This is a genomic window from Mesorhizobium sp. P160187 (assembly GCF_057766425.1).
The window spans coordinates 2,132,584-2,155,308 of the sequence record NZ_JBYMDX010000003.1 but is presented as its reverse complement, the minus strand read 5'-3'; the positions used below and the strand labels follow the sequence as shown (position 1 = coordinate 2,155,308).

Genomic DNA, 22,725 nt, shown 5'->3' with positions numbered 1-22,725 from the left:
ACCCTAGGATGACGAAGCGAGGAACGTTCCGGCCAATCACCGACGTAGGCGATACGCCAGGTGTCCAGTGTCCGACCCGCAAGCCCTTCCGAGCCACGGCCGCTTCATTCCTTCGGTTCGGCGTCCGCCTTCGCTTCGCCGGTCTTCGGTCGATCAGGCGCAGCCTTGCTCTCCTCCACCGGCTTGTAAAGATAGAAGAACTGCCAGACGGCGTAGGCGGCAAAGCCGAGCGCAATGATGCCCCAGAATGGGGTGCCGGAGGCGAGTTCTATTCCGGCCCAGATCACGCAGACGGCGACGACGGCAACGCGCCGCCACAGCGGCCGGAAGAACGGGTGCTCGTAATCCTTCATCGGATCGCCTCAGGCATTGGGAAAGCCTTGCGTTTCCACCGTGTAGCCGGCCGCCGTCATCACCCGCATCAGCTCCTTGTAACCCACTTGGGCCATCTTCAGCGGCGGGTTCTTTTTCGGGTCCTGCTCGGCCTCGACGACGAACCAGCCTTCATAGCCATGGTCGGCGAAGCGCTGCACGATGGCGCCGAAATCGAGCGAACCGTCGCCAGGCACCGTGAAGGCACCGAGCGCCACGGCGTCGAGAAAGGACTGCTTCGTGCGGTCGAGCCCGTCGATCACGCCCATGCGCACATCCTTCACATGGACATGGCTGATGCGCTTGTGGTGGTTGTCGATGGCGCGCAGCACGTCGCCACCGGCAAAGGCGAGATGCCCTGCATCGAGCAGCAACGGAATGCCTTCGCCGGAATGGCGCATGAAGGCATCGAGCTCCGGCTCGGTCTCGACCACCGCCGCCATGTGATGGTGATAGGACAGCGGCATGCCTTGCTCTGCGCACCATTCGCCGAACTCGGTGAGGCGCCTGGCATAGGCCTTCATTTCGTCGTTCGACAATTTCGGCTTGGTGGCGAGAGGCCTGGAGCGATCACCCTGGATCGAGCGGCCGACCTCGCCATAGACGATGCAAGGCGCATTCACCGCCTTGAACAGGTCGATCATCGGCTGGATGCGATCCCTGTTCTTGCCCATATCCTCATCGACCAGCGTGCCGGAGAACCAGCCGCCGCACAGCGTCACGTCGGCCTGCTTCAGGATCGGCAGCATGATTTCGGGGTCGTTTGGGAAACGCCGGCCCATTTCCATGCCGGTGAAGCCGGCAGAGCGCGACTGGCGCAGGCACTCTTCCAGCGAGACGTCGTCGCTGAGTTCGGCAAGATCATCGTTCCACCACGCAATGGGGGACATGCCCAGTTTGGCTTTCAAGTTTTAGCTCCGGTTTCTTGTTCACCCTCCCCCTTGTGGGGAGGTGCGAAGCAGCGGGGTGGGGTGCGGCGCGAGCCCCCCACCGGACCTTCGGTCCGACCTCCACAAGGGGAGGTAGGGGCGGGTGCATGTACATCAATCGCCGACTGTCTGCATCTGCCGCTTTTCGTCATAGGCCTTGCGGGCTGCGTTGACCTGCGGCCGTGCGGAGACTTCCGGCACCGCGACATCCCACCAATGGCCGCCGGCATCGGTGGAAATCAGCGGGTCGGTGTCGATGACCAGCACGGTGGTGCGGTCGTTGGTTTTCGACTTTTGCAGCGCAGTCTCCAGGCCGGTGATCGACGGCACTTTCTCGGCAATAGCGCCCATGCTGGCCGCATGCGCGGCGAAGTCGATGTCGGGCAGGATCTCGTGGCGCGCGTCCTTCAGGAGGTTGTTGAAGTTGGCGCCGCCGGTGGCCATCTGCAGCCGGTTGATGCAGCCATAACCCCTGTTGTCGAGCACCACGATGGTCAGCTTCAGGCCAAGCATCACCGACGTGGCGATTTCGGAATTCATCATGAGGTAGGAGCCGTCCCCGACCATGACGACGACCTCCTGGTCGGGCTTGGCCATCTTGGCGCCGAGCCCGCCGGCAATCTCGTAGCCCATGGTCGAGAAGCCATATTCGCCATGGTACGAGCCGGGCGCGCCTGCCTGCCAGAGCTTGTGCAACTCGCCCGGCAGGCCGCCCGACGCGTTCAGCAAGGTCACGCCGGACCCCAGCGCGCGCTGCACGGCGCCGATCACCTGCGCGTCCGACGGGAAGGCGGCGTTGGTCGACGCCGTCACCTTGGAGGCTTCGGCCTGCCAAGCCTTCTTGCCTTGGGTCGCATTGTCGGTCCATGTCGCCGGTGCTTTCCAGTTCCCCAGCGCAGCACCGAGTTCGGCGAGCCCTTCGGCCGCATCGGCGACCAGCGGCAGCGCACGATGCTTGCCGGCATCGAAAGGCTGCACGTTGAGTCCGATGATGGTCTTGCCGGAATTCTTGAACAGCGCCCATGAGCCGGTGGTGAAATCCTGCAGGCGGGTGCCGATCGCCAGCACGACATCGGCCTCTTCCGCCAGCCGGTTGGCCGCGGACGTGCCGGTGACGCCGATTGCCGCCATGTTGACCGGATGTGTGTCGGGCAGCGAGGATTTGCCGCCTTGCGTCTCGCAGACCGGAATGCCGGCGCTCTCGGCGAATTTCGCCAGTTCATCCGAAGCCTGCGAATACAGCACGCCGCCGCCGGCGATGATCAGCGGTTTTTTCGCACCCTTCAGCGCGGTGACCGCCGCCGCCAATTCATGCCGGTCCGGACGCGGCCGGCGCTGGTGCCAGACACGCTCGGCGAAAAAGCTCTCGGGATAGTCATAGGCCTCGGCCTGCACGTCCTGGCAGAGCGACAGCGTCACCGGGCCGCATTCCGCGGGATCGGTCAGCACCTGCATGGTCCGCGCCAATGCCGGGATGATCTGCTCGGGACGGGTGATGCGGTCGAAATAGCGCGACACCGGACGGAAGCAGTCATTGACCGTCGCGGTGCCGTCGGAAAAGTCCTCGGCCTGCTGCAGCACCGGATCGGGGATGCGGTTGGCGAAGACATCGCCCGGCAAAAACAGGACGGGCAACCTGTTTACGTGGGCGAGCGCCGCCGCCGTCACCATGTTGAGCGCACCGGGGCCGATCGAAGAGGTCGCGGCCATGAAGCGGCGGCGGAAATTGGCCTTGCCATAGGCGATCGCCGCATGCGCCATCGCCTGCTCATTGTGGGCGCGGAAGGTCGGCAATTCGTCGCGCAGCTGGTACAGCGCCTCGCCGATGCCGGCGACATTGCCGTGACCGAAGATCGCCCACACACCGCCGAAGATGGGCACTCTTCTGCCGTCGATCTCGGTCATCTGCTTGCTCAGAAAGCGGGTCAGCGCCTGCGCCATCGTCAGGCGGATTGTCTTGCTCATGGTGTTTTCCTCCGCAGTCCTCTTGCCGCGCCTTTATGCTGCTTTACGGCCACGCGCGGCAAGCCACGCTTCGGTCAACTGTTCGAAGCGCGCGGCCATGTCGGCGATAGCCTCGTCATCCGTCATCTTGCCGGCCAGCCATTGTTCCGCGGCGTGGACGAAGATGGTGCGGCCGACGGCAAAGCCCTTGACGATCGGCGCCTTGGCGGTGGCGGCAAAGGCCGCTTCCAGTTCGTCCTGCGGCGCTTCGAGACCCAGCAGCACGACGCCGCGGCACCACGGATCATGCTTCAGGATCACCGCTTCGATCTTGGCCCAGGCGCCGGCCGACGCCTGCGGTTCGAGCTTCCACCAGTCCGGCTTGATGCCAAGCGCATAGAGTTCTTCCAGGGCGCGCGGGATCGTCGTGTCATCGAGCTTGCCGTGCTTGCCGGCGATGATCTCGACCAGAAGCTCCCGGCCGACCTTCCGCGCGGCTTCGAACAGCGAGCGCAGCTTCTGCTGCTGCTCTTCCTTGAGCGCTGCCGGATCGTCGGGGTGATAGAAGCACAGGCATTTGATGCAGTGGTCGACCGGCCATTCCACCAGTTGCGAGCCGATGTCCTGCGAGAACTCGAAGCGCAGCGGCCGCGAGCCCGGCAGTTCGACGGGACGGCCGAGCCAGGCAAAGGGGTGGCGGGCGAATTCGAACATCGCTTCGCGGCCATGCTTCTCGTCGATCAGCATGCCATAGCCGTCGCGGCCGGCGGCGACTTTCGCCGCGGCCTTGACCGCCAGCACCTTGAAATCGCGGATGCGCGCCGGATCGGCGCCGGTCTTTGCCGCGACGTCCTCGAGCTGCACACGGTGGTCGCAGGCGAGCGCCATCATCGAGGGGATATCGCGGCGGCGGGTCGTCGCCCAATGGATGTGGTTGATCGCCTCGTCCTTGCGCAACGCTAAGTGCTTGCTGCCGTTCTTGAGGAAGAACTGCAATTCCTCGAAGGTCGGATATTCCGGCGCGCAGAGCAGCCGCGACACGGCGAAGGCGCCGCAGGCATTGGCCCAGGTCGCCGCCGTCGCGTGGTCTTCGCCACCCAGCCAGCCGCGCAGGAAACCGGACATGAAGGCATCGCCCGCGCCCAGCACATTATAGATCTCGATCGGAAAGCCCTTGCCGACGACACCGTCTTCCAGATCGTCGCTGATCGGCCCGTCATAGACGATGCAACCCATGGCGCCGCGCTTCAAGACGATGGTCGCCTTGGACAGCGCGCGGATGGTCTTCAACGCACTCAGGCAATCGTCGGCGCCCGAGGCGATCATGATCTCTTCCTCGGTGCCGACGATGAGATCGCAATCGGGCAGCACCGTCTTCAGCTGGGCCGAGACGCGGTCGGATTTGACATAGCGCTCAAAACCTTCGGCATGGCCGGCGAGCCCCCAGAGGTTGGGGCGGTAGTCGATGTCGAACACCACCTTGCCGCCCTTGGCCTTGATGATGCGGATCGCCTTGCGCTGGGCGGCGTCGCTGTTGGGCCGGGAAAAATGCGTGCCGGTGACGACGATCGAGCGGGCCGAGGCGATGAAGGCTTCATCGATGTCTTCTTCGGCGAGCGCCATGTCGGCGCAGTCGCTGCGATAAAAGATCATCGGCGAGACGCCTTCGCTCTCGACCGAAAGCAGCACCAGAGCCGTCAGCCGTTCCTTGTCGGTCTTCAGCCCGTCGACATTGACGCCTTCGCGGCTGAGCTGTTCGCGGATGAAGCGGCCCATCTGCTCGTCACCGACGCGGGTGAGCAGCGCCGAGCGCAGGCCGAGCCTGGCCGTACCGACGGAGATATTGGCCGGGCAGCCGCCGACCGATTTGGCAAAGGAGCCGATGTCCTCCAGCCGCGAGCCGATCTGCTGGCCGTAAAGGTCGACGGAAGCGCGACCGATGGTGATGACATCGAGCGTCGCCTGTTTGGCGTCCACGGCTTCGCTCATTGGAACCTCCCGTCGGTCTTGTTGTCTTGAGCAACGTAGTTGGGGGACACGCGCGAGCGGCAGCGTGGCGCCGGGAATATGAAATAATAATTCCAATCCATAGTCAATATGGAATGAGCATTCCTCTGCGAATTCGAGCGCCGGGCGCCGGCCTAGGCCTTACGCTTCTTTCCGGTGCTGCGCCGCTTCTCGCCGACGCCGACGGTGAGCGCCATGGCCAGCGCCATGGTGGCCGACAGCGAGCGGAAGCCGGCGAAATCGGCCTCGGCGACCTCGAACCAGACCTTGGCGAACTGGGCGAGTGGCGAAAACGAACTGTCGGTGATGGCGACGATCGGCACGCCCTGTTCGGAAATGGTGCGGGCTTCCTCGATGGTGGCCGGTGCGTAGGGCGAGAAGCTGATGGCGATGACGGCGTCCGCCGGGGTGGCGAAGGCGACCATTTCGGCATTGAGGCCGGCGGCGGATTCGATCAGCTGGTTGCGGATCTTCAGTTTGCCCAAGGCATAGGCGATATAGCTTGCCACCGGGTAGGAGCGCCGCTTGGCCAGGACATAGATGGTCTCGGCCTTGGCCAGCAGCGAGATCGCGTCTTCCAGATGCGCCTCGTCGAGCGTTCGCGAAATATCGTTGAGCGAAGTGCTGGCGGCGGCGACGAAGCCGTCGAAGATGGCTCGGTGTCCAGCACCCGCATCGGCCTTGGCGCGCAGCGCCTGCAGGCGTTCGTCATAAGAGGAATTGCGCTCGCGCAGCCGCTCGCGAAACACCTGCTGCAGGCTGGTGAAGCCGTCGAAGCCTAGTTGCTGGGCAAAGCGGATCAAGGTGGACGGCTGCACGCCCGCCGAAGCGGCGATGCTGGCGGCGGTGCCGAAGGCGATGTCATCGGGATTGTCGAGCGCATAGGCGGCGATCTGGGCGATGCGCTTGGGCAAGGTTTCACGGCGATCGAGGATCGTGGCGCGCAGCGTCTCGAAGTCGCGAGGTACCCGTTCGTCCATCGTCGCCCCGTCCAAGCTCACTTAAAGCGCGTCGCGGTGAAACGGATTCGTGCGATGCGCTTTAAGTCTTTGTTTTGATGCATGCCGTTGTCCCAGAACCGCGGCACACTTCTGGGCGACATGCATTAGAGCATGATGCCGAAAAGTGTGCAGCGGTTTTCGGACGACATCATGCTCTCTTTAACTGAAGTGACGTCCTCTCTGCCCCATCATAGCGAGCCTGCGCAAGAAGGCCATAAAAAATGAGGCAGACATTCCATTCGGAGAAGAAATGGACTAATTCATCCATCGATCGCTTCAGGTATTGGGAGAAAGAAATGGTCGGCGTTGGTCTTATCGGCACGGGTTTCATGGGCAAATGCCACGCCATTGCGTGGAGCGCCGTCGGCGCCGTCTTTCCCGATGTCGCCAAGCCGAAGCTGGTCCATCTCGGCGAGGTCAACGAGGAGCTGGCCAAGCGCAAGGCCGGTGAGTTCGGCTTCGCCAAGGCGTCGGGCGACTGGCGTGCCGTCGTCAACGACCCCGAGGTCGATATCGTCTCGCTGACCACGCCCAATCAGTTCCATCCGGAGATGGCCATCGCTATTCTCGAAGCCGGCAAGCATCTGTGGTGCGAGAAGCCGATGGCGCCGAGCTTTGCCGAAGCAGCGGCGATGGCGGCCGCGGCGAAGAAGTCCGGCAAGGTCGCAGCGCTTGGCTACAACTACATACAGAGCCCGGCCATCCGCCACATCGGCGCGCTGCTCGAGGAAAAGATCATCGGCGAGGTCAACCATCTGCGCATCGAGATGGACGAGGACTTCATGGCCGACCCGGAAGCGCTGTTCTTCTGGAAGCACGAGGCTGCTTCCGGCTATGGCGCGCTCGACGATTTCGCCGTGCATCCGCTGTCGCTGGTCTCGACACTGTTCGGCCGCGTCGCAAAAGTCATCTGCGACATGGCCAAGCCCTATGCCGACCGCAAGCTGGCCAGCGGCGGCCGCCGTGCGGTGGAGACCTACGACATCGCCAGCGTTTTGATGCATCTGGAAAACGGCATTGCCGGCACGCTGCTGGTCAACCGCTCGGCCTGGGGCCGCAAGGGCCGCATCGCCATCCAGATTTTCGGCTCCAAGGGATCGATCCTGTTCGACCAGGAGCGGATGAACGAAATCCAGCTCTATGTCACCGCCGATCGCCCGACCGAACAGGGCTACCGCACCATACTGGTGGCGCCGCACCACAAGCCTTACGACGCCTTCCTCCCGGCGCCGGGCCATGGGCTCGGTTTCAACGACCTCAAGATCATCGAGTGCCACGAATTGCTGACGCGGCTTGCCGGCAAGCCGGCACGGGTCATCGAATTTGCCGAAGGGCTGGAGATCGAGCGCACCGTGCACGCGATGGCGAGGTCGTTCGAGGAAGAGCGCTGGGTGGATGTGCGGTAAACCCGCTCGCTTCAGCCGCCAGCGACAGCGTTCGCCTCCCAGCCACTGACCCAGACCTGGCGCAGGCGATCGCCTTCGCCCTTGAAGCGCAGGCCGGTCGCCCGGCAATCCGCGATGCGGTCGCTGCGGAAATTGCGGATGGCCTGGCGCAATTCGCACCAGGCGACGATGTTGGCGGTTTCTGAATAGTAGATCAGCGCGATTGGACGGATCAGCCGCTCGGAGGCGCGGCCGATTTCGTCGCGATAGGACAGGTCGAGCTTTTCCTCGTCGCGGATGGCGCGGCGCACAAGCGCCAGATCGATGGTGCCGATTGCCGGTGCTGCGAACCCCCAGACATGCAGCGCGTTGGCGTCGAACGCCTGGCGCAACGGCGGCGGCACGGCGCCGGCGATCTTGGCGCTGACGCGCTTGGCCGCCTGCTTGAGTTCGCTGTCTCCCGTGCGCTCCAGCAGGGCGAGCGACAGGACGATCGCTTCCATCTCCTCGATCGAAAACATCAGCGGCGGCAGGTCGAAGCCGGGCCGCAATATGTAGCCGATACCGCGCCCGCCTTCGATCGGCACGCGCATTGCCTGCAGTGCGGCGATGTCGCGATAGATCGAACGCATCGTGACTTCCAGCTGCCCGGCGATCATGGCTGCCGTCACCGGCTGCCGCGCCAGCCGCAGGATCTGGATAATCTCGAACAGCCGCGACGCCTTGCGCATTTCCTCTCCCTGATGAACGCTACTGACACATCCCCGTCAGTTGGGATGATTTATTGGACTGCCTATCGGGTTGAAAATCAACAAATTCCTCAACGGCACCCCAGCAGGAAGCGACAGGCAACTGACATGAGCTACGCGGAAAATCTCTGGCTGTTCTTTATCCTGCTGTCCGGCATCATCATCGTACCCGGGATGGACATGCTGTTCGTGCTTGCCAATGCGCTCACCGGCGGCCGCGACCGGGGCCTCGCCGCCACCGGTGGCATCATGGTCGGCGGCATCGTGCACACGCTGAACGGCGCCATCGGCGTCGGCCTGCTGATGCATTTCGTACCGATCCTGTACAAGCCGCTGCTGATAGCCGGCGCCGCCTACATGGCCTTCATCGGCATCTCGCTGATGCGCAGTTCCATCACCGTCGGCCACGACGGGCCCGCCGGCAGCCGTACGGCCTGGAAGGCCTTTCGCCAGGGACTGGTGACCTGCCTGATCAACCCGAAGGCCTATCTCTTCATATTTGCCGTCTATCCGCAGTTCCTGAAGCCGGATTACGGCCCGATCTGGATGCAGGCGACGGTCATGGGCTTGCTGACGATGCTGACGCAGGCCGCCATCTATGGCGGGCTCGCCATCACCGCCGGCCGCAGCCGCAATCTGCTGGTGGCCAATCCGCGGGCGACCGCTTTTGCGGGCCGGGCGGCCGGACTGCTGCTGTTTGCGGTCTCGGTGTTTACGGCATGGGAAGGGTTGAGGGCAGCGTGATCCCGATCAAGCGATGACGCCGCCTTTCTTCGCCTCGGCGCGGCGCTTGCGGATCACTGTCCCGGTCTTTTCGTCGTCAAGGGCGGCAGCTACCCCGCCCGCGAGACCGTTGACGTCATGACCGCCTCACGCTCTCGCCCAAGACGACGAGAAGCTCGTCCAATTGCTCGAACGTCTCGCCCATCGCATCCGCCGCCCCGGTACCGGCCGCGTCGAGAGCCTCCTTCGAGGGATAGAGTTCGTGCATGACCAGCAGCGTCTTGCCACCCTTTTCCTCGAAGGTCAGCGTGGTGACGGGTCCACCGTCACCACCTTCGTCATTGGTCCAGACAAGGCGTGAGTGCGGTGTCACTTCGATATACCTGCCGAAGAATTCGTGAAGGTCCGAGGCGTCGTGGCCGAACACCAGGCGGTACGTGCCTCCTGTACGAGCATCCATCTCGCAGGAACGCAGGAACATGCCCATCGACTTCGGCACCCACCACTGCTTGAACAGCTCGGGCTTGGTCCACGCCTCGAACACGATGCGCGCCGGACCGTTGACTGTTCGCGTGACGACCAGCTCGCGCTCGGACGTCCGTTCGACCGTCGTGCGGTTGTTCGTGGGCTCACTCTCGGTTCTTTGGCGCATCGGCTTTCTCCTTCCGTTTCAATTCCTCGACAACCTTGTCCAACTCGTTGAAGCGTGCGTCCCAGAGCAGGCGGTGCCGCTCGATCCAGGCCGCCTCTTCCTCCAGTCCGCGCAGGCCGAGCTTGCAGGTCCGCACGCGGCCAACCTTCTGCGTGGTGACGAGCCCCGCCTGCTCCAGGACGCCGACGTGCTTCTTCATGCCCGTGAGGGTCATGTGGAACTTTCCGGCAAGCTCGGTGATCGAAGCATCTGCGCGTCCGAGCTGCTCCAGAACGCCACGCCGGGTGGCGTCCGAGAGCGCGGCGAACGAGGAGTCCAAGTCGGCATACTGAACCATATGGTTCAGTATCTAGCAGACCGGTGGCCGGGGTGCAAGGGGAGCCGCAGCGTCCTTTCCGCGCATCGCCTCGTATCAGGCGGCGCCCGGCCGGTTCTCCATCATGGCGCGGCGGGCTGAGCGGCGCCATTCTACGGCGCCGGCGAGGCCGTGCAGCACCGTCTCTGTGGTCGCCCAATCGATGCAGCCATCCGTGATGCTCTGGCCATAGACGAGCGGCTTGCCGGGCACGACATCCTGACGGCCGGCAACGAGATTGCTCTCGATCATGAGGCCGATGATGCGTTCGTCGCCCGCCGCGACCTGACCGGCGACATCGGCCGCCACCTTCGGCTGGTTCTCCGGCTTCTTGCTCGAGTTGGCGTGGCTGACGTCGATCATCAGACGGGGGGCGACGCCGATGCGGGCAAGTTCGACCGAGGCCGCCTCGACGCTCGCCGCATCGTAATTCGGCTGAACGCCGCCGCGCAGGATGACGTGGCAGTCCTCATTGCCGGTAGTAGTCGCAATGCCGCTGCGTCCGCCCTTGGTCACCGCCATGAAATGATGCGGCTGGGCGGCGGATTTCACCGCCTCGGCGGCGATCCTGAGATTGCCGTCGGTGCCGTTCTTGAAGCCGACCGGGCAGGACAGGCCGGAAGCCAGTTCGCGGTGGATCTGGCTCTCGGTGGTGCGCGCGCCGATGGCGCCCCAGGCGACGAGGTCGGCAATGTATTGCGGCGTCGTCATGTCGAGAAATTCGGTGGCCGAGGGCAGGCCGAGATTGTTGACCGCCGACAGCACGTTGCGCGCCATCCGCAGCCCCTTGTCGATGTTGAAGCTGCCGTCGAGATCGGGGTCGTTGATAAGGCCCTTCCAGCCGACAGTCGTGCGCGGCTTTTCGAAATAGACCCGCATGACGATCTCCAACCGGTCGGACAGGGTCTCGCGCAGCGCCACTAGCCGGCTGGCATAGTCAACGGCCGCGACCGGGTCGTGGATCGAACACGGGCCGACGATGACAAGCAGCCGGTCGTCGGTGCCGTTCAAGATGGCATGGGTGGCGTTGCGTGATGCGCTCACGGTGCGCGTTGCCGTCAGCGTGCGCGGGATCTCCCGCATCACCTCGTCCGGCGTGCTCAATTCTCGGATTTCCTTGACCCGAAGATCGTCTGTGGTGGTCAACACGGCTTTCTGCTCCTGTTTTTAGGGAGACCTGCCGGCTGATACAAAAAAGCCGCCAGGTCTGGCGGCTGTTCGGACTTGTTGCTGCAATCTTCAGATCGAGCGCAATCCTCCCGCCGCCAGCGAGCTGCTAAAGTACCAATAGGTGGCGGTCAGGTTGATCATCAGGCGTCATATAGTCGATGCCGAGGCGCTTGTCACGTGGGGTATGCGGAGACAATTCGGGATGGGCCGAATCCTCGCGATTTCGTCATCCCTGGGCGGAGCAGGAGCGAAGCTCCGTCGCGGAGACCCTGGGATGACGAAGTGACGGGCGCTTTTCGCCAATCGCCAAGGCGTACAACGCCGAGCGGCTCATGCGGTCCAGGGATCGAAAAGTTCAATTCCCAAGCCTTCGAAATCTTTCGTATTGCGCGTTGCCAAGGTGAGCTCGTGCGCAATCGCAGTGGCTGCGATCAGGCCGTCCATCGACGATAGACCACTACCGCGGCGCTTGCCAAACCCATCAGGTCGCCCAGGCCAAGGCAACCGCATCGTCCACCGGCAAAACCCGCTGTTCGAAGCGCTGGGGCAGGTCCCGGGCGAGCCATTCGGCCAGCGCCTCGCGTTTGCGGCCCTCATCCATCAGAGAGACGCCGCGCCGGATCTCGGCGATCGACACTACGCTGATGAAGGAGCGGTCCTCATCAAGCTCGTCCAGCCAGCCCAGGACACGTGCGACAGGCGCTGGCCTCGTCACCTCGGACAGGACATTCGTGTCGAGCAGCAGTCTCACCGCGGCAGGTCACGCGGTTCGTCGCGCTGACGTTCAAGGTCGAGATCGGCGCCGCGCAGCGGCGAGTCCAGCAGGAACTCGGCAAGCGTACCCTTGCGTGCGATCTTGCGCTGCCATTCCTCGGCCGAGACGACAACCACGCTTGGTTTGCCGTTCTTGGTGATCGTCTGCGGCGAGGACTGCGCGCGCTCGATGACCTCGGAGAGCCGGGCTTTTGCCCCGGCAACCGTCCAGCTGGTGCCTTTGGATGACGTTAGCATCGCATCCCTAGTGACTATCATGACTATCATGACTATGTGGGAATGGCGATGTTGCTGCAACAGGGTTTGAGGCTACTCCGGCGAGGTCCCCGCGACGTTCTGGTCGTAGTCAACCAGCGAGCCGGTCATGACACCGGATTGCGGGCTGGCCATGTAGCTGATCAGCCGCGCCAGTTGGTCGGGCTTCACCAGTTGGCCCATCGGCTGGCCGGCCTCTGCCTTTGCCAGCCAGTCGTCGGAGGCACCGTGCCATTTCTTCTGCACGATGTCCTCGCCCTCGGTGTCCATCCAGCCCGGCAGCACGGCGTTGCAGCGGATGCGGTTGAAACGATAGGCGTTGGCGACGTTCTTGGTCAGCGTCGCCAGCGCGCCCTTGCTCGAGGAATAGGGCGCAAGGAACGACTGGCCGCAATGCGCCGACATAGAGAGCACGTTGACGATCGAGCCCGGCGCCTTCTTGTCCAGCAGATGCGCCACCACGCCCTGCATCAGGAAGAAGGGACCACGCACATTGGTGTGGAAAATCTGGTCGAACACCTCTTCCGAAGTTTCGACAAGTGAACCACGCGCGGACGTGGCGGCGGCGTTGACCAGCGCGTTGATGGTGTCGAAATGCGAGACGGCGGTGGCCACGGCGCGCTTGCAGTCCGCCACTTTCGAGACGTCGGCGCTGATGAAGATCGCATCGACGCCTGCCTTCTTGAAGTGGGCGACAACCTTGTCGCCCTTCTCCTGCGAACGGCCGATCAGCGCCAGCGCCTTGCAGCCTTCGTCGGCCAAGGCCGCGGCAACGGCAAAGCCGATGCCTTGCGCGCCGCCGGTGACGATGGCGCGCGTGTTCGAATTGCGATCGGCTGATGTGCTCATCGCTCTGCTCCTGTGCCCTGGTTTCGGTTCTTACTTGTCGAGGCGGACGGTCTTGCCCGATGTCGCCGATTTCAGCGCCGCATCGGCCAGCTTCAGCGCCACGAGGCCGTCGGCGCCGCTCGGCGATGCCTTCTTGCCCGAGGTTGCAGCAGTGATGAAGGCGGCGATCTCGATGGCGTAGGCGTCGAGATAGCGGGTCATGAAGAAATCGTGCAGCGGCGGGCGGGTGTAACCCTTCTCGTTGGCGACTTCGATCGACACCGGCCGCTGGTTTTCGGCGGCGACCATGCCCTTGGAGCCATGCACCTCGATGCGCTGGTCGTAGCCATAGGTGGCGCGGCGCGAATTGGAGATGACGGCCTGCTTGCCGGACGCGGTTTCGAGGATGACGCTGACCGAATCGAAATCGCCGGCCTCACCGATCTTCTTGTCGACCAGAACCGAGGCATGGGCGCTGACCGCGACCACCTCTTCGCCGAGCAGGAAGCGCGCCATGTCGAAATCGTGGATGGTCATGTCGCGAAAGATGCCGCCGGAGCGCTTGATATAGTCGATCGGCGGCGCACCGGGATCGCGCGAGGTGATGGTGACCATCTCGACGGTGCCGATGGCACCGTCGTCGATCGCCTTGCGCACGGCGGCGAAATGCGGATCGAAGCGGCGGTTGAAACCGACCATCAGCGTCGCCTTGGCCTTGTCGACCACGGCCAGGCATTTCTCGACACGCTTGACGTCGAGGTCGATCGGCTTCTCGCAGAAGATCGCCTTGCCGGCCTTGGCGAAACGCTCGATCAGATCGGCATGGGTGTCGGTCGGCGTGCAGATGACCACGGCGTCGACGTCCTTGGCCTTCTCGATCGCGTCGATGGTGCGCACTTCGGCGCCATAGGCGGTTGCCAACTCGGTCGCCGCCTTTTCAAAAGCGTCGGCAACGGCCACCAGTCTGGCCTGCGGGTTGGAGCCGACGGCGCGGGCATGGACCTTGCCGATGCGGCCGGCACCGAGGAGGGCGAAACGAACAGTCATGGGGTATTTCCTCTAGGGGGATGGGTTCGAGAGAGTTGTGTCTCCACCTTCCTTTTGAGAAAGGTGGCAAGATAATTTTTCGAGCACGCCAGAAAACAGGATGACCATCCTGTTCAGGCCGCGAGTTCCGCCTCCCCGGTCTTGGCGCCGGTGATGTAGGAGACGATGTCGTTGCCGTCGGTGTTTTCCTTGCGCAGGTTGGCGACGATGCGGCCGCGCCGGAAGACGACGATACGGTCGCACAGGTCGAACACCTGGCGCATGTTGTGGCTGATCAGGATCAGCGGTTCGCCATTGTCCTTCAGCGTGCGGATGATGTTTTCGACCTGCGCGGTCTCCTGCACGCCAAGGGCTGCCGTCGGCTCGTCCATGATGATCAGCTTGGAGGCGAAGGTCGCCGTCCTAGCGATGGCAACGCACTGGCGCTGGCCGCCCGACATGTGGCGGATGGTGTTGGAGAGATTGGGGATTTTCACTGCCGTGCGGATCAGCGCCGCCTCGGTCGCCTTGCGCATGTATTTGCGGTCGAGGATCGAGAACGGCCCGAGATTGAACAGCACCTTTTCGCGGCCGAGGAACAGGTTCGACGGCACGTCGAGATCGTCGGCCAGCGCCAGATTCTGGAACACGGTCTCGATGCCCGCCGTGCGCGCTTCGATCGGCCCGGCGAAATTCACTTCCCTGCCGTCGAACCAGATCTGGCCGCTGGTGCGCTGCTCGACGGCGGTGATCTGGCGCACGAAGGTGGATTTGCCGGCGCCATTGTCGCCCATGATGGCGACATGCTCGCCCTTGCGCAGCTCGAAATTCGCGCCTTCCAGCGCATGGACGCCGCCATAGCGTTTGGTCAGGTTTTCGGTCTTCAGGACGATGTCTGTCGTGGAGATATCTGGCATGGTCAAGCCCTCAATGCCCGCATGCGCTGGCGCCATTGGTCGAGAACGACCGCGCCGACGATGATCACGCCCTTGACCATCTCCTGATAGTAGGCGTCGAGGCGCAGGAAGGTGAAGCCGGAAATGATGACGCCGAAGATCAGTGAGCCGATCACGGTGCCGACGATCGAGCCGCGGCCGCCCGACAAAGAGACGCCGCCGATGACCGCCATGGCGATGGCGTCGAGCTCGTACATGACGCCCATGCCGGACTGTGCCGTCAGGTTCTTGGAGGATAGCACGACGGCGGCCAGCGCGGCGAGGATGCCGGCAATGACATAGACGAGGATCTTGTGGTTGGCGATCTTGATGCCCGACATGCGCGCGGCATCTTCGTTGGAGCCGATGGCGTAGCAGTGCTTGCCGTAGCGTGTGTAGGTCATGATCAGCTGGAACAGCACCGCCAGCGACAGGAAGATGATGACCGGCATCAGGCCCTTGCCGATACCAGCGAAACTTTCGGTCGGAAACGAGATCGGCTGACCCTTGGACCACCATTTGGCAATGCCGCGCGCGGTCACCATCATGCCGAGCGTGGCGATGAACGGCGGAATGCGCGTGTATGCAATCAAGGAGCCGTTGACGAGACCGGCGAGCAGACCGCAGCCGATGGCGACCAGCACCGGCACGATGACCGGCAGGTCGGTCCAGCCTTGCGCCAGGAACATCGCCTTGGGGTTGGGGTTACCGTTGACCGTCGCCACCTGGGCAAAACTCATGGCGATCATGGCGGTGGCGCCGACGATCGAGCCCGAGGACAAGTCGATGCCGCCGCAAATGATCACCTGCGTGACGCCGATGGCGATGATGCCGACGATCGACACCTGCAGGATGATGATCTGCAGGCGGGCCTCATTGAAGATCCCGGCGACGTTGTCGCGCGTGTTGAACAGGAAGCTGTCGCCAAGAAAGATGCGGCCGATCATTTCGAAGATGACGACCAGAATGACCAGCGCCAGGAAGACGTTGAATTCGGCCGGCCATGTCCGCCTCTTCGCGTCATAGCTGACCCCGCCGACGCCATGAGATGTCTGTGACATGCCTTGTCCTCCGTGAGGCCGCATTTGCCCTTCCGCCCCTCAGGGCGGTGGGGGAAACGGGAGCGGCGCGGTTGCGCCGCTCTCTTGTTTGTTTGTCGCAATTCCGGACGGAAAACCGCTTCACACTTTTTCCTGGAATTGCTTACGCGTGAGTTGCCGGCTCAGTTCTTCTTCAGGAACTTGTCGATGTTGGCCGGCGTAACCAGCTGGAAGGGCACGTAGACCTTGTGCTCGACCTTCTCGCCCTTGGCGAGCTTCAGTGCCGCGTCGAGCGCGCCAGCGCCCTGGCCGGCCGCGTCCTGGAACACGGTGGCATCGAGGTCGCCCGCTTGCATGGCGGCAAGCGCGTCCTGCGTGGCGTCGACGCCACCGACGACAACCGTCTTCATGTCGATGTTGGCGGCCTTCATCGCCTGGATGGCGCCGATGGCGCTTTCGTCATTGTTGGCGATGACGCCGTCGAACGGCTTGCCGGTCGACAGCCAGTTGGTCATCAGGTTCTGCGCTTCGTCGCGGTTCCAGTTCGAAGTCTGCTTGTCGATGATCTTGATGAAGCTGCACTCCGGCGTGGCGATCACCTCTTCGATGTCCTTGGTGCGCTGCACGGCGGCCTGGTTGGAAAGCTCGCCCATGATGACATAGACATTGGCTTCCTTCTTGCCGGCCTCGGTGAACAGGCGGCAGACTTCCTTGGTCTCGAGCGTGCCGGAATCGGCCTCGTTCGACGCGACGAAGGCCTGGTTGTCCGGCAGCGTGTCGACATTGACCGGCTGGCGGTTGACATAGACCAACGGGATCTTGGCGGCTGCGGCGGCGTCCGACATCGCCTGCGTGGCCGAGGTGTCGACCGGGTTGACGATAATGGCGTCGACGCCCGAGGCGGCGAAGTTCTTGATCTGGTCGAGCTGCTTGGCGACGTCGTTCTGCGCGTCCTCGACCTGCAGTTCCACGCCGCTCATGCCCTTGGCCTGCTCGATCATGCCGTTGCGCAGCACGGTGAGGAAGTTGTCGTCGAACTTGGCCATCGACACGCCGACCTTGGCGGCAAAAGCGGACGAACTCATCAGCGCCGCAAAGGCGACGCCCAAAATCAGTTTCTTCATTGTGTTTCTCCTCCACATTGGTGTCCGGCTGCACCGATCTACCCGGAATCCCCGATAGCCCGAGGAATCTCTCCCTGATGCCTTCCTGTTCCGTATGGCGTTTTGTCCAAGGGATGGAACGCCAGGCTCCCAGTTTGAAACAGATGTTCCGGAACGAAAGAACCAAAATACCAATCTGATGAAATATTTATTCCATTTTTTCGCGAGACGTCAAGAGCGATTCCTAAGTCGGAAAGCGGATTTTCGGTCGCCGCGCCGCAATTTCACGTCGAATCAAGGCCGACAGCGGCCCAGGCCGAGTCTGAAGGCAGACTCTGATAGATTCTATCATCGCCGGAGAGCCCGCGCCGAACGGGTCGGCGCGGCAACGCGTTAGATATTTTCCGGCAGATAGATGTCGAAGGGCAGGAAGGTCTGGCCCGGCGCGTTGGCGGCGCCGGCCTCGATGGAATGCGCCATCAGGTCGACAAGCTCGCGGCACAAGGCGGCGAGCGGCGTCGAGATCACCATGGTCAGGATGTTGTCGGCGAGTGCCGCGCGCGATTCGGCGTTGATCTCGTTGCAGACGACCACCGGCATGTTTGCGGGCTTCGCTGCGCGGAGCGCCGAGACCGCGCCTTCCATGCCGCCGCCGGCGACATAGCAGCCGGCAAGATCCGGATACCGCACCAGGAGATCGATCATCGCATCGTGGGTGACCTGGTTGGCTTCCAGATTGACCAGCGTTTCCATCACCGTGAAGTCCGGCGCATGTTCGCGGAAGAAGGAGCGAAATCCGATCTCGCGCAGTTCATGACCGTGGAAGCGATGACTGCCGACGAAAAGGGCGACCTTGCCGGGGTTCTTTGCCGCCCTGGCGATCATCCAGGCCGCGGTGCGACCGACCTTGCGATTGTCGAGGCCGACATATCCCTCACGGATGCCAGCGGCAAAGTCGGACAGCAGCGAGAAGACAGGTTGCCCCCTCGCTTTCAGCGACTCCACGACCGCCGTCAGCGTCGGATGGTCCGGACCGACAACGGCGATTGCTCTGGATTTCGCTGCCAGCTTGCGCATCTGGGCGGCGATCTCGTCGGCGGCTAGCGAGTTGGCGAAATCGATGGTGGCGACGCCGCGGAAGCGCTGCGATTGCGAGACCGCCATTTCTAGCTCCCGCGCGAAATCGCCGTAAAAAACATCATTGCCCCGCAGCAGCAGAAAGCCGAGGCGGTATTCCGGCAATTCCTGGCGCATGCGCCGCTTGATCAGCCCGGCGGCGTGGTAGCCGATGCCGGTCGCCGCCTCATAGACGCGGCGCGCGGTTTCCTCGCGCACCGGCAGCCGGTTGTTCAGCACCCTGTCGACAGTGGCGACGCTAACGCCGGAGATGCGCGCCAGATCGGTGATGGTTGGCCGTTTTGCCATGACTGTCCCGCATGAGTGCCTGCAACTGCTTACATCGTTCTGATGGAAAATGATAGAAACTATCTTTGTGATATTGAGACTATCACCGCATGGCGCTATTTTGCGCTCGGACACAAGCGCCTGTAATGGACATATCCGTCCTGACGGATGCTGTGGCCGACGGAGGCAGCCCCTATGGAAGCGACACTATCCACACTACCGTTTCGGCGCGACTACAGCCTGATGGGCCGCGATTCCAAGCTCGCCGTCGAGACCGGGCTGGCGGCGGCCGAGTGGTATCACACCGATATTCCGCGCAAGCAGATGAAGGAGCTGATGCAGCGCTCCGACGGGCCGGCGATCCGCGACACCGCGATCTGGCTGGCCGCGCTGATCGTGAGTGCCGCCGGCGGCGCCTGGTTCTGGGGCAGCTGGTGGTGCGTGCCGTTCTTCTTCGTCTATGGCGTGCTCTACGGCTCCTCCACCGACTCACGCTGGCACGAATGCGGCCACGGCACCGCCTTCCGCACCCAGTGGATGAACGATGCGGTTTACCAGATCGCCTGCTTCATGATCATGCGCAATCCGGTGACCTGGCGCTGGAGCCACACCCGCCACCACACCGACACCATCATCGTCGGCCGCGACCCGGAAATCTCCGTCATGCGGCCGCCGGATCTGTTCCGGGTCGCGCTTGGCTTTATCGGCGTGCTGGATGCCTGGCATGCGATGTCGGACATGCTGCGCAATGCCGCCGGCAATATCAGCGCGGCGGAAAAGACTTTTATCCCCGAACAGGAGCAGCCTAAGGCCATTCGCATCGCCCGCATCTGGACGGCGATCTATGCCGTGACGATCGCGCTGGCGCTTTATTTCGGTTCATGGCTGCCGCTGATGCTGGTCGGGCTGCCCCGGCTCTACGGCGCCTGGCATCATGTCATGGTTGGCCTGCTGCAGCATGGCGGGCTGGCGGAAAATGTCATCGACCACCGGCTGAACAGCCGCACCGTCTACATGAACCCGGTCAGCCGCTTCATCTACTGGAACATGAACTATCACGTCGAACACCACATGTTCCCGATGGTGCCCTATCATGCACTGCCTAAACTGCATGCGCTGATCAAGCACGATCTGCCGGCGCCGACGCCGTCGATCCTGGCCGGCTACCGCGAGATGATCCCGGCCTTTTTGCGCCAGCTGCGCAACGAGGACTATTTCCTCAAGCGCGAACTGCCGCCGACGGCGCGGCCCTATCGCGAGGAACTCCACAACGACGCCGTCGCCGCCGCGGCGGAATGATCGCGCGATTAAGCTTTTGTTTTGTCGCAACTCCGAACGGAAAACCGCAACGCACTTTTCCTGGAATTGCTTTTGGGAGGAACACATGAGCGACTGGATCGAGGCCTGCGCCGCCGGCGACATCGACGAAGAAGATGTGATGCGCTTCGACCATGGCGGCCGCACCTTCGCCATCTATCGCAGCCCTGACGACGATTATTTCGCCACCGATGGCCTGTGCACGCACGAAAAGGTGCATCTGGCCGACGGGCTGGTGATGGATGACATCATCGAGTGCCCCAAGCACAATGGCCGCTTCAATTACAAGACGGGGGCGGCACGCGGCGCGCCGGTTTGCGTCAATCTCGCCACCTATCCGGTAAAGGTCGAGGCCGGCAAAGTGCTGATCCAGATCGGGTAGGACCATGCAGGCGGGAATGGTCATCATTGGCGCCGGCGAGTGCGGCGGGCGGGCAGCCCTTGCTCTGCGCGAACTGGGCTATGACGGGCCGGTGACGCTGGTGGGTGACGAACCCCATCTGCCCTATGAGCGGCCGCCCCTATCCAAGGACGCAATGACGAGCGACGCGGCCGAGATCAAGACGATCGCCAGCGACGAAATTCTGGCCGAGAAATCGATCCGGCATATCCATTCCGTTCAAGCGGTGGCGATCGACCGCCCGGCGCATATGGTGCGGCTGTCGGACGGTTCGGCCCTGCCCTACGACAAGCTGCTGCTGGCGACCGGCTCGACACCGCGCAAGCTGCCGATGCCGGGATTGGGGTCGCGCTGCGTCTACCTCCGCACCTTTGCCGACGCGCTGGCCATTCGCGCCCACCTCAGCCCGGCAAACCGCATCGCCATCATTGGTGGTGGCTTTATCGGCCTGGAGCTCGCCGCTTCGGCGCGCAAGCTCGGGGCCAGCGTCACGGTCATTGAGGCGCAGCCGCGCATCCTCATGCGTGGCGTGCCGGCGGAGATCGCTGAAATCATCCATCAGGCGCATGAGGCCGAAGGCGTCACCGTGCTCACCGGTCAGGGCATCGCTGATATCGCCGACGACGGCGCTGAGGTGCACATCATGCTCGCCGATGGGCAGGACATCGTCGCCGATCTCACCGTCATCGGCATCGGCGCCGTGCCGGTGACCGGGCTTGCCGCGGAAGCGGGCCTGACCGTCGATAACGGCATCGCCGTCAATGGCGAACTCCAAACAATCGATCCCGACATCTTCGCCGCCGGCGATTGCTGCTCGTTTCCGCTCGCTGTCTATGCTGGCCGGCGGGTGCGGCTGGAAGCCTGGCGCAATGCGCAGGAACAGGGTGCGCTGGCCGCGAAGAACATGTTGGGCGCCCGCGAAGCGCATGCCGCGGTGCCATGGTTCTGGTCGGATCAGTATGGTTTGTCGCTGCAGATCGCCGGCCTTTCGGACGAGGGCAAAAGCACGGTCCGCCGCGATCTCGGCGACGGTGCTTTTATTCTGTTTCATCTGGCCGAGGATGGCAGGCTGGTGGCGGCGAGCGGCCTCGGTACGGGCAATGCCGTGGCGCGCGACATCAGGCTGGCCGAGATGCTGATCGCCAAGCGGGCTAGGCCGGCGCCGGAGGCGTTGGGGTCGCCGGATGTGAAGCTGAAGTCGTTGCTGGCAGCGTAAGTTTTACCCTTCCCCTTGTGGGAGGGTCGCTGCGAAGCAGCGGGGCGGGGGTGCGGCACCGGCCCCCACCCGGACCTGCGGTCCGACCTCCCCACCAAGGGGGAGGTAGACGGCTGAGCTAAGCCCGCTAAAACAGCGCCTTCAGCTCGTCCAGCTTGTCGTTGACCAGCCAGCCGTAATAATTCTCCTCGGGCAGTTTGACCGCCTCACCCGCTGCGCGACGTCTGTCGTTTTCAACCTTCAGCGCATAGGCGCGCTGCTCGGGATTGCCGACATTGTAGAGCGTGGCGGTCAGCCCCGGATTGCCTGAGATGTCAAAGCCGGCAATGTTTTTGTAGGCGTCGATCGATTTTCTGATCGTCGCCGCCACATAGGGCAATGTCAGATCCGGATCCATGATGGTCTTGTAGACCCCATTGGGATCGCCGACATCGAGTTCGGGCAGCCCCGACACCTTGTGCACGAGATCGCTCATCTGCAGCGCGGTCAGCGGGTTGAGCTGGCCGAGGCCAAAGGTCTGGCCGGCATAATAGGGCTGGAAGAAGGTGGCGCCGAAGCGGTCGTTGGGAAAGCTGGTGCCGCCGACGGTCTTGCCGCGGAAGGAGCGGTTCCACACCTGCTCGCGGCATTCCCACAGGTCGTAGCTGTCCGACATTGTGCACTTCTTGAATTCCGGCCGCTGCACGAAATCGGTGATGTCCTCGCCGTCATAGGCGAAGGACAGCTTGCTGGAGAGGTAGGAGATCGCCTTGACGTAGTAGGTCTGCAGCCGGTCGTAGGCATCGACATTGTAGGTGTGCTCGCCGACGATGGCGCCGACGATGTGCAAGGGGTTGATGCCGTAAGCGGCAGCCGCCTTCCTGATCTTGGCGCGCAATTCGGCGTCGTTCTGCAACAGAGCGTAGACCTTGCGGTATTTGGCCTGGAAGGTGGTGTTGGTGGCCTGGGTGCGGCGGCTGGAGGCGCCCGGTATGTCAGGCTGCACGACATTGCGGTTGCCCGCCGGCACCAATGTCGCCGCGTCAGCCGCGAACAGCGTCGCCGCCAGCGTCAAGCCGAGAATGACAAGGATCAGTTTTTTCATGCGCCGCCGCCTAGAGAATTGCCGCGCAAACTAGGTAAAGCTCCCGGTCGAGTCGA

At 63.1% G+C, this 22,725-nt stretch carries 22 protein-coding genes and 1 pseudogene; 5 read left to right on the top strand and 18 right to left on the bottom strand.

Going from position 1 to position 22,725, the window contains the following annotated elements:
- Positions 1 to 104 precede the first annotated feature (104 nt).
- The 5 genes from AC3CCE_RS13925 to AC3CCE_RS13905 form a co-directional block, all read right to left on the bottom strand.
- Positions 105 to 353, bottom strand: a complete 249-nt coding sequence (locus AC3CCE_RS13925) for a DUF3329 domain-containing protein (RefSeq protein ID WP_352625034.1) — start codon at positions 351 to 353, stop codon at positions 105 to 107.
- A gap of 9 nt (positions 354 to 362) precedes the next feature.
- The gene (gene iolE, locus AC3CCE_RS13920; RefSeq protein WP_352625035.1) at positions 363 to 1,280 is read right to left on the bottom strand and encodes a myo-inosose-2 dehydratase; all 918 of its coding nucleotides are present in this window, start codon (positions 1,278 to 1,280) and stop codon (positions 363 to 365) included.
- 135 nt (positions 1,281 to 1,415) lie between these two features.
- Positions 1,416 to 3,266, bottom strand: a complete 1,851-nt coding sequence (iolD, locus tag AC3CCE_RS13915; RefSeq protein ID WP_352625037.1) for a 3D-(3,5/4)-trihydroxycyclohexane-1,2-dione acylhydrolase (decyclizing) — start codon at positions 3,264 to 3,266, stop codon at positions 1,416 to 1,418.
- Between the two features lie 33 nt (positions 3,267 to 3,299).
- A complete protein-coding gene (locus AC3CCE_RS13910; RefSeq protein WP_352625039.1) occupies positions 3,300 to 5,234 on the bottom strand; it encodes a bifunctional 5-dehydro-2-deoxygluconokinase/5-dehydro-2-deoxyphosphogluconate aldolase in 1,935 nt (644 codons plus the stop codon).
- A 152-nt stretch (positions 5,235 to 5,386) separates the two neighbouring features.
- Positions 5,387 to 6,232, bottom strand: a complete 846-nt coding sequence (locus AC3CCE_RS13905) for a MurR/RpiR family transcriptional regulator (RefSeq protein WP_352463458.1) — start codon at positions 6,230 to 6,232, stop codon at positions 5,387 to 5,389.
- Between the two features lie 317 nt (positions 6,233 to 6,549).
- Here AC3CCE_RS13905 and AC3CCE_RS13900 point away from each other — a divergent pair, with 317 nt between their 5' ends.
- The gene (locus tag AC3CCE_RS13900; protein WP_352625041.1) at positions 6,550 to 7,659 is read left to right on the top strand and encodes a Gfo/Idh/MocA family protein; all 1,110 of its coding nucleotides are present in this window, start codon (positions 6,550 to 6,552) and stop codon (positions 7,657 to 7,659) included.
- A gap of 11 nt (positions 7,660 to 7,670) precedes the next feature.
- Here the strand turns inward: AC3CCE_RS13900 and AC3CCE_RS13895 are convergent, their stop codons facing one another.
- A complete protein-coding gene (locus AC3CCE_RS13895; protein WP_023687404.1) occupies positions 7,671 to 8,369 on the bottom strand; it encodes a helix-turn-helix transcriptional regulator in 699 nt (232 codons plus the stop codon).
- A 126-nt stretch (positions 8,370 to 8,495) separates the two neighbouring features.
- Here AC3CCE_RS13895 and AC3CCE_RS13890 point away from each other — a divergent pair, with 126 nt between their 5' ends.
- Positions 8,496 to 9,131 (top strand): LysE family translocator, encoded by a 636-nt coding sequence (locus AC3CCE_RS13890; RefSeq protein ID WP_023672340.1) that lies wholly within the window; start codon positions 8,496 to 8,498, stop codon positions 9,129 to 9,131.
- 115 nt (positions 9,132 to 9,246) lie between these two features.
- Here the strand turns inward: AC3CCE_RS13890 and AC3CCE_RS13885 are convergent, their stop codons facing one another.
- From AC3CCE_RS13885 to AC3CCE_RS13835, 11 genes and pseudogenes are all read right to left on the bottom strand, one after another.
- Complete coding sequence (locus AC3CCE_RS13885) at positions 9,247 to 9,762, bottom strand: SRPBCC domain-containing protein (RefSeq protein ID WP_352625044.1); 516 nt, start codon at positions 9,760 to 9,762, stop codon at positions 9,247 to 9,249.
- A complete protein-coding gene (locus AC3CCE_RS13880) occupies positions 9,740 to 10,099 on the bottom strand; it encodes an ArsR/SmtB family transcription factor (RefSeq protein WP_023687408.1) in 360 nt (119 codons plus the stop codon). Before AC3CCE_RS13880 ends, AC3CCE_RS13885 begins: the two co-directional genes overlap by 23 nt.
- Positions 10,100 to 10,174: 75 nt before the next feature.
- Positions 10,175 to 11,266 (bottom strand): 3-deoxy-7-phosphoheptulonate synthase, encoded by a 1,092-nt coding sequence (locus AC3CCE_RS13875; RefSeq protein ID WP_023687409.1) that lies wholly within the window; start codon positions 11,264 to 11,266, stop codon positions 10,175 to 10,177.
- Between the two features lie 351 nt (positions 11,267 to 11,617).
- Positions 11,618 to 12,038: pseudogene (locus tag AC3CCE_RS13870) on the bottom strand (PIN domain-containing protein).
- Positions 12,035 to 12,298 (bottom strand): type II toxin-antitoxin system Phd/YefM family antitoxin, encoded by a 264-nt coding sequence (locus AC3CCE_RS13865; RefSeq protein WP_023821751.1) that lies wholly within the window; start codon positions 12,296 to 12,298, stop codon positions 12,035 to 12,037. Before AC3CCE_RS13865 ends, AC3CCE_RS13870 begins: the two are co-directional and overlap by 4 nt.
- A gap of 72 nt (positions 12,299 to 12,370) precedes the next feature.
- Positions 12,371 to 13,165, bottom strand: coding sequence for an SDR family oxidoreductase (locus AC3CCE_RS13860; protein ID WP_023821750.1), 795 nt, complete (start codon positions 13,163 to 13,165; stop codon positions 12,371 to 12,373).
- Positions 13,166 to 13,195: 30 nt separating this feature from the next.
- Positions 13,196 to 14,191, bottom strand: a complete 996-nt coding sequence (iolG, locus tag AC3CCE_RS13855; RefSeq protein ID WP_023821749.1) for an inositol 2-dehydrogenase — start codon at positions 14,189 to 14,191, stop codon at positions 13,196 to 13,198.
- 113 nt (positions 14,192 to 14,304) lie between these two features.
- Entirely contained in the window at positions 14,305 to 15,087 is a 783-nt protein-coding gene (locus tag AC3CCE_RS13850) for an ATP-binding cassette domain-containing protein (protein ID WP_027049093.1), read from the bottom strand.
- A gap of 2 nt (positions 15,088 to 15,089) precedes the next feature.
- The gene (locus AC3CCE_RS13845) at positions 15,090 to 16,166 is read right to left on the bottom strand and encodes an ABC transporter permease (protein ID WP_023687413.1); all 1,077 of its coding nucleotides are present in this window, start codon (positions 16,164 to 16,166) and stop codon (positions 15,090 to 15,092) included.
- A 161-nt stretch (positions 16,167 to 16,327) separates the two neighbouring features.
- On the bottom strand, positions 16,328 to 17,269 hold the full coding sequence (locus AC3CCE_RS13840) for a sugar ABC transporter substrate-binding protein (protein WP_023684065.1): 942 nt from the start codon (positions 17,267 to 17,269) through the stop codon (positions 16,328 to 16,330).
- 372 nt (positions 17,270 to 17,641) lie between these two features.
- A complete protein-coding gene (locus AC3CCE_RS13835) occupies positions 17,642 to 18,673 on the bottom strand; it encodes a LacI family DNA-binding transcriptional regulator (protein WP_023828813.1) in 1,032 nt (343 codons plus the stop codon).
- 174 nt (positions 18,674 to 18,847) lie between these two features.
- Between AC3CCE_RS13835 and AC3CCE_RS13830 the strand changes: the two genes are divergently transcribed.
- The 3 genes from AC3CCE_RS13830 to AC3CCE_RS13820 all read left to right on the top strand — a co-directional run bounded on the left by AC3CCE_RS13830 (position 18,848) and on the right by AC3CCE_RS13820 (position 21,585).
- Entirely contained in the window at positions 18,848 to 19,951 is a 1,104-nt protein-coding gene (locus tag AC3CCE_RS13830; RefSeq protein ID WP_352625048.1) for a fatty acid desaturase family protein, read from the top strand.
- Positions 19,952 to 20,036: 85 nt separating this feature from the next.
- A complete protein-coding gene (locus AC3CCE_RS13825) occupies positions 20,037 to 20,351 on the top strand; it encodes a MocE family 2Fe-2S type ferredoxin (protein ID WP_023672328.1) in 315 nt (104 codons plus the stop codon).
- A gap of 16 nt (positions 20,352 to 20,367) precedes the next feature.
- Positions 20,368 to 21,585: an NAD(P)/FAD-dependent oxidoreductase gene (locus AC3CCE_RS13820; protein WP_352625050.1), complete on the top strand. Its 1,218-nt coding sequence runs from the start codon at positions 20,368 to 20,370 to the stop codon at positions 21,583 to 21,585.
- Between the two features lie 127 nt (positions 21,586 to 21,712).
- On the opposite strand, the gene AC3CCE_RS13815 is transcribed toward AC3CCE_RS13820, so the two are convergent.
- Positions 21,713 to 22,669: a DUF1402 family protein gene (locus tag AC3CCE_RS13815; protein WP_352443589.1), complete on the bottom strand. Its 957-nt coding sequence runs from the start codon at positions 22,667 to 22,669 to the stop codon at positions 21,713 to 21,715.
- Between the last annotated feature and the right edge of the window lie 56 nt (positions 22,670 to 22,725).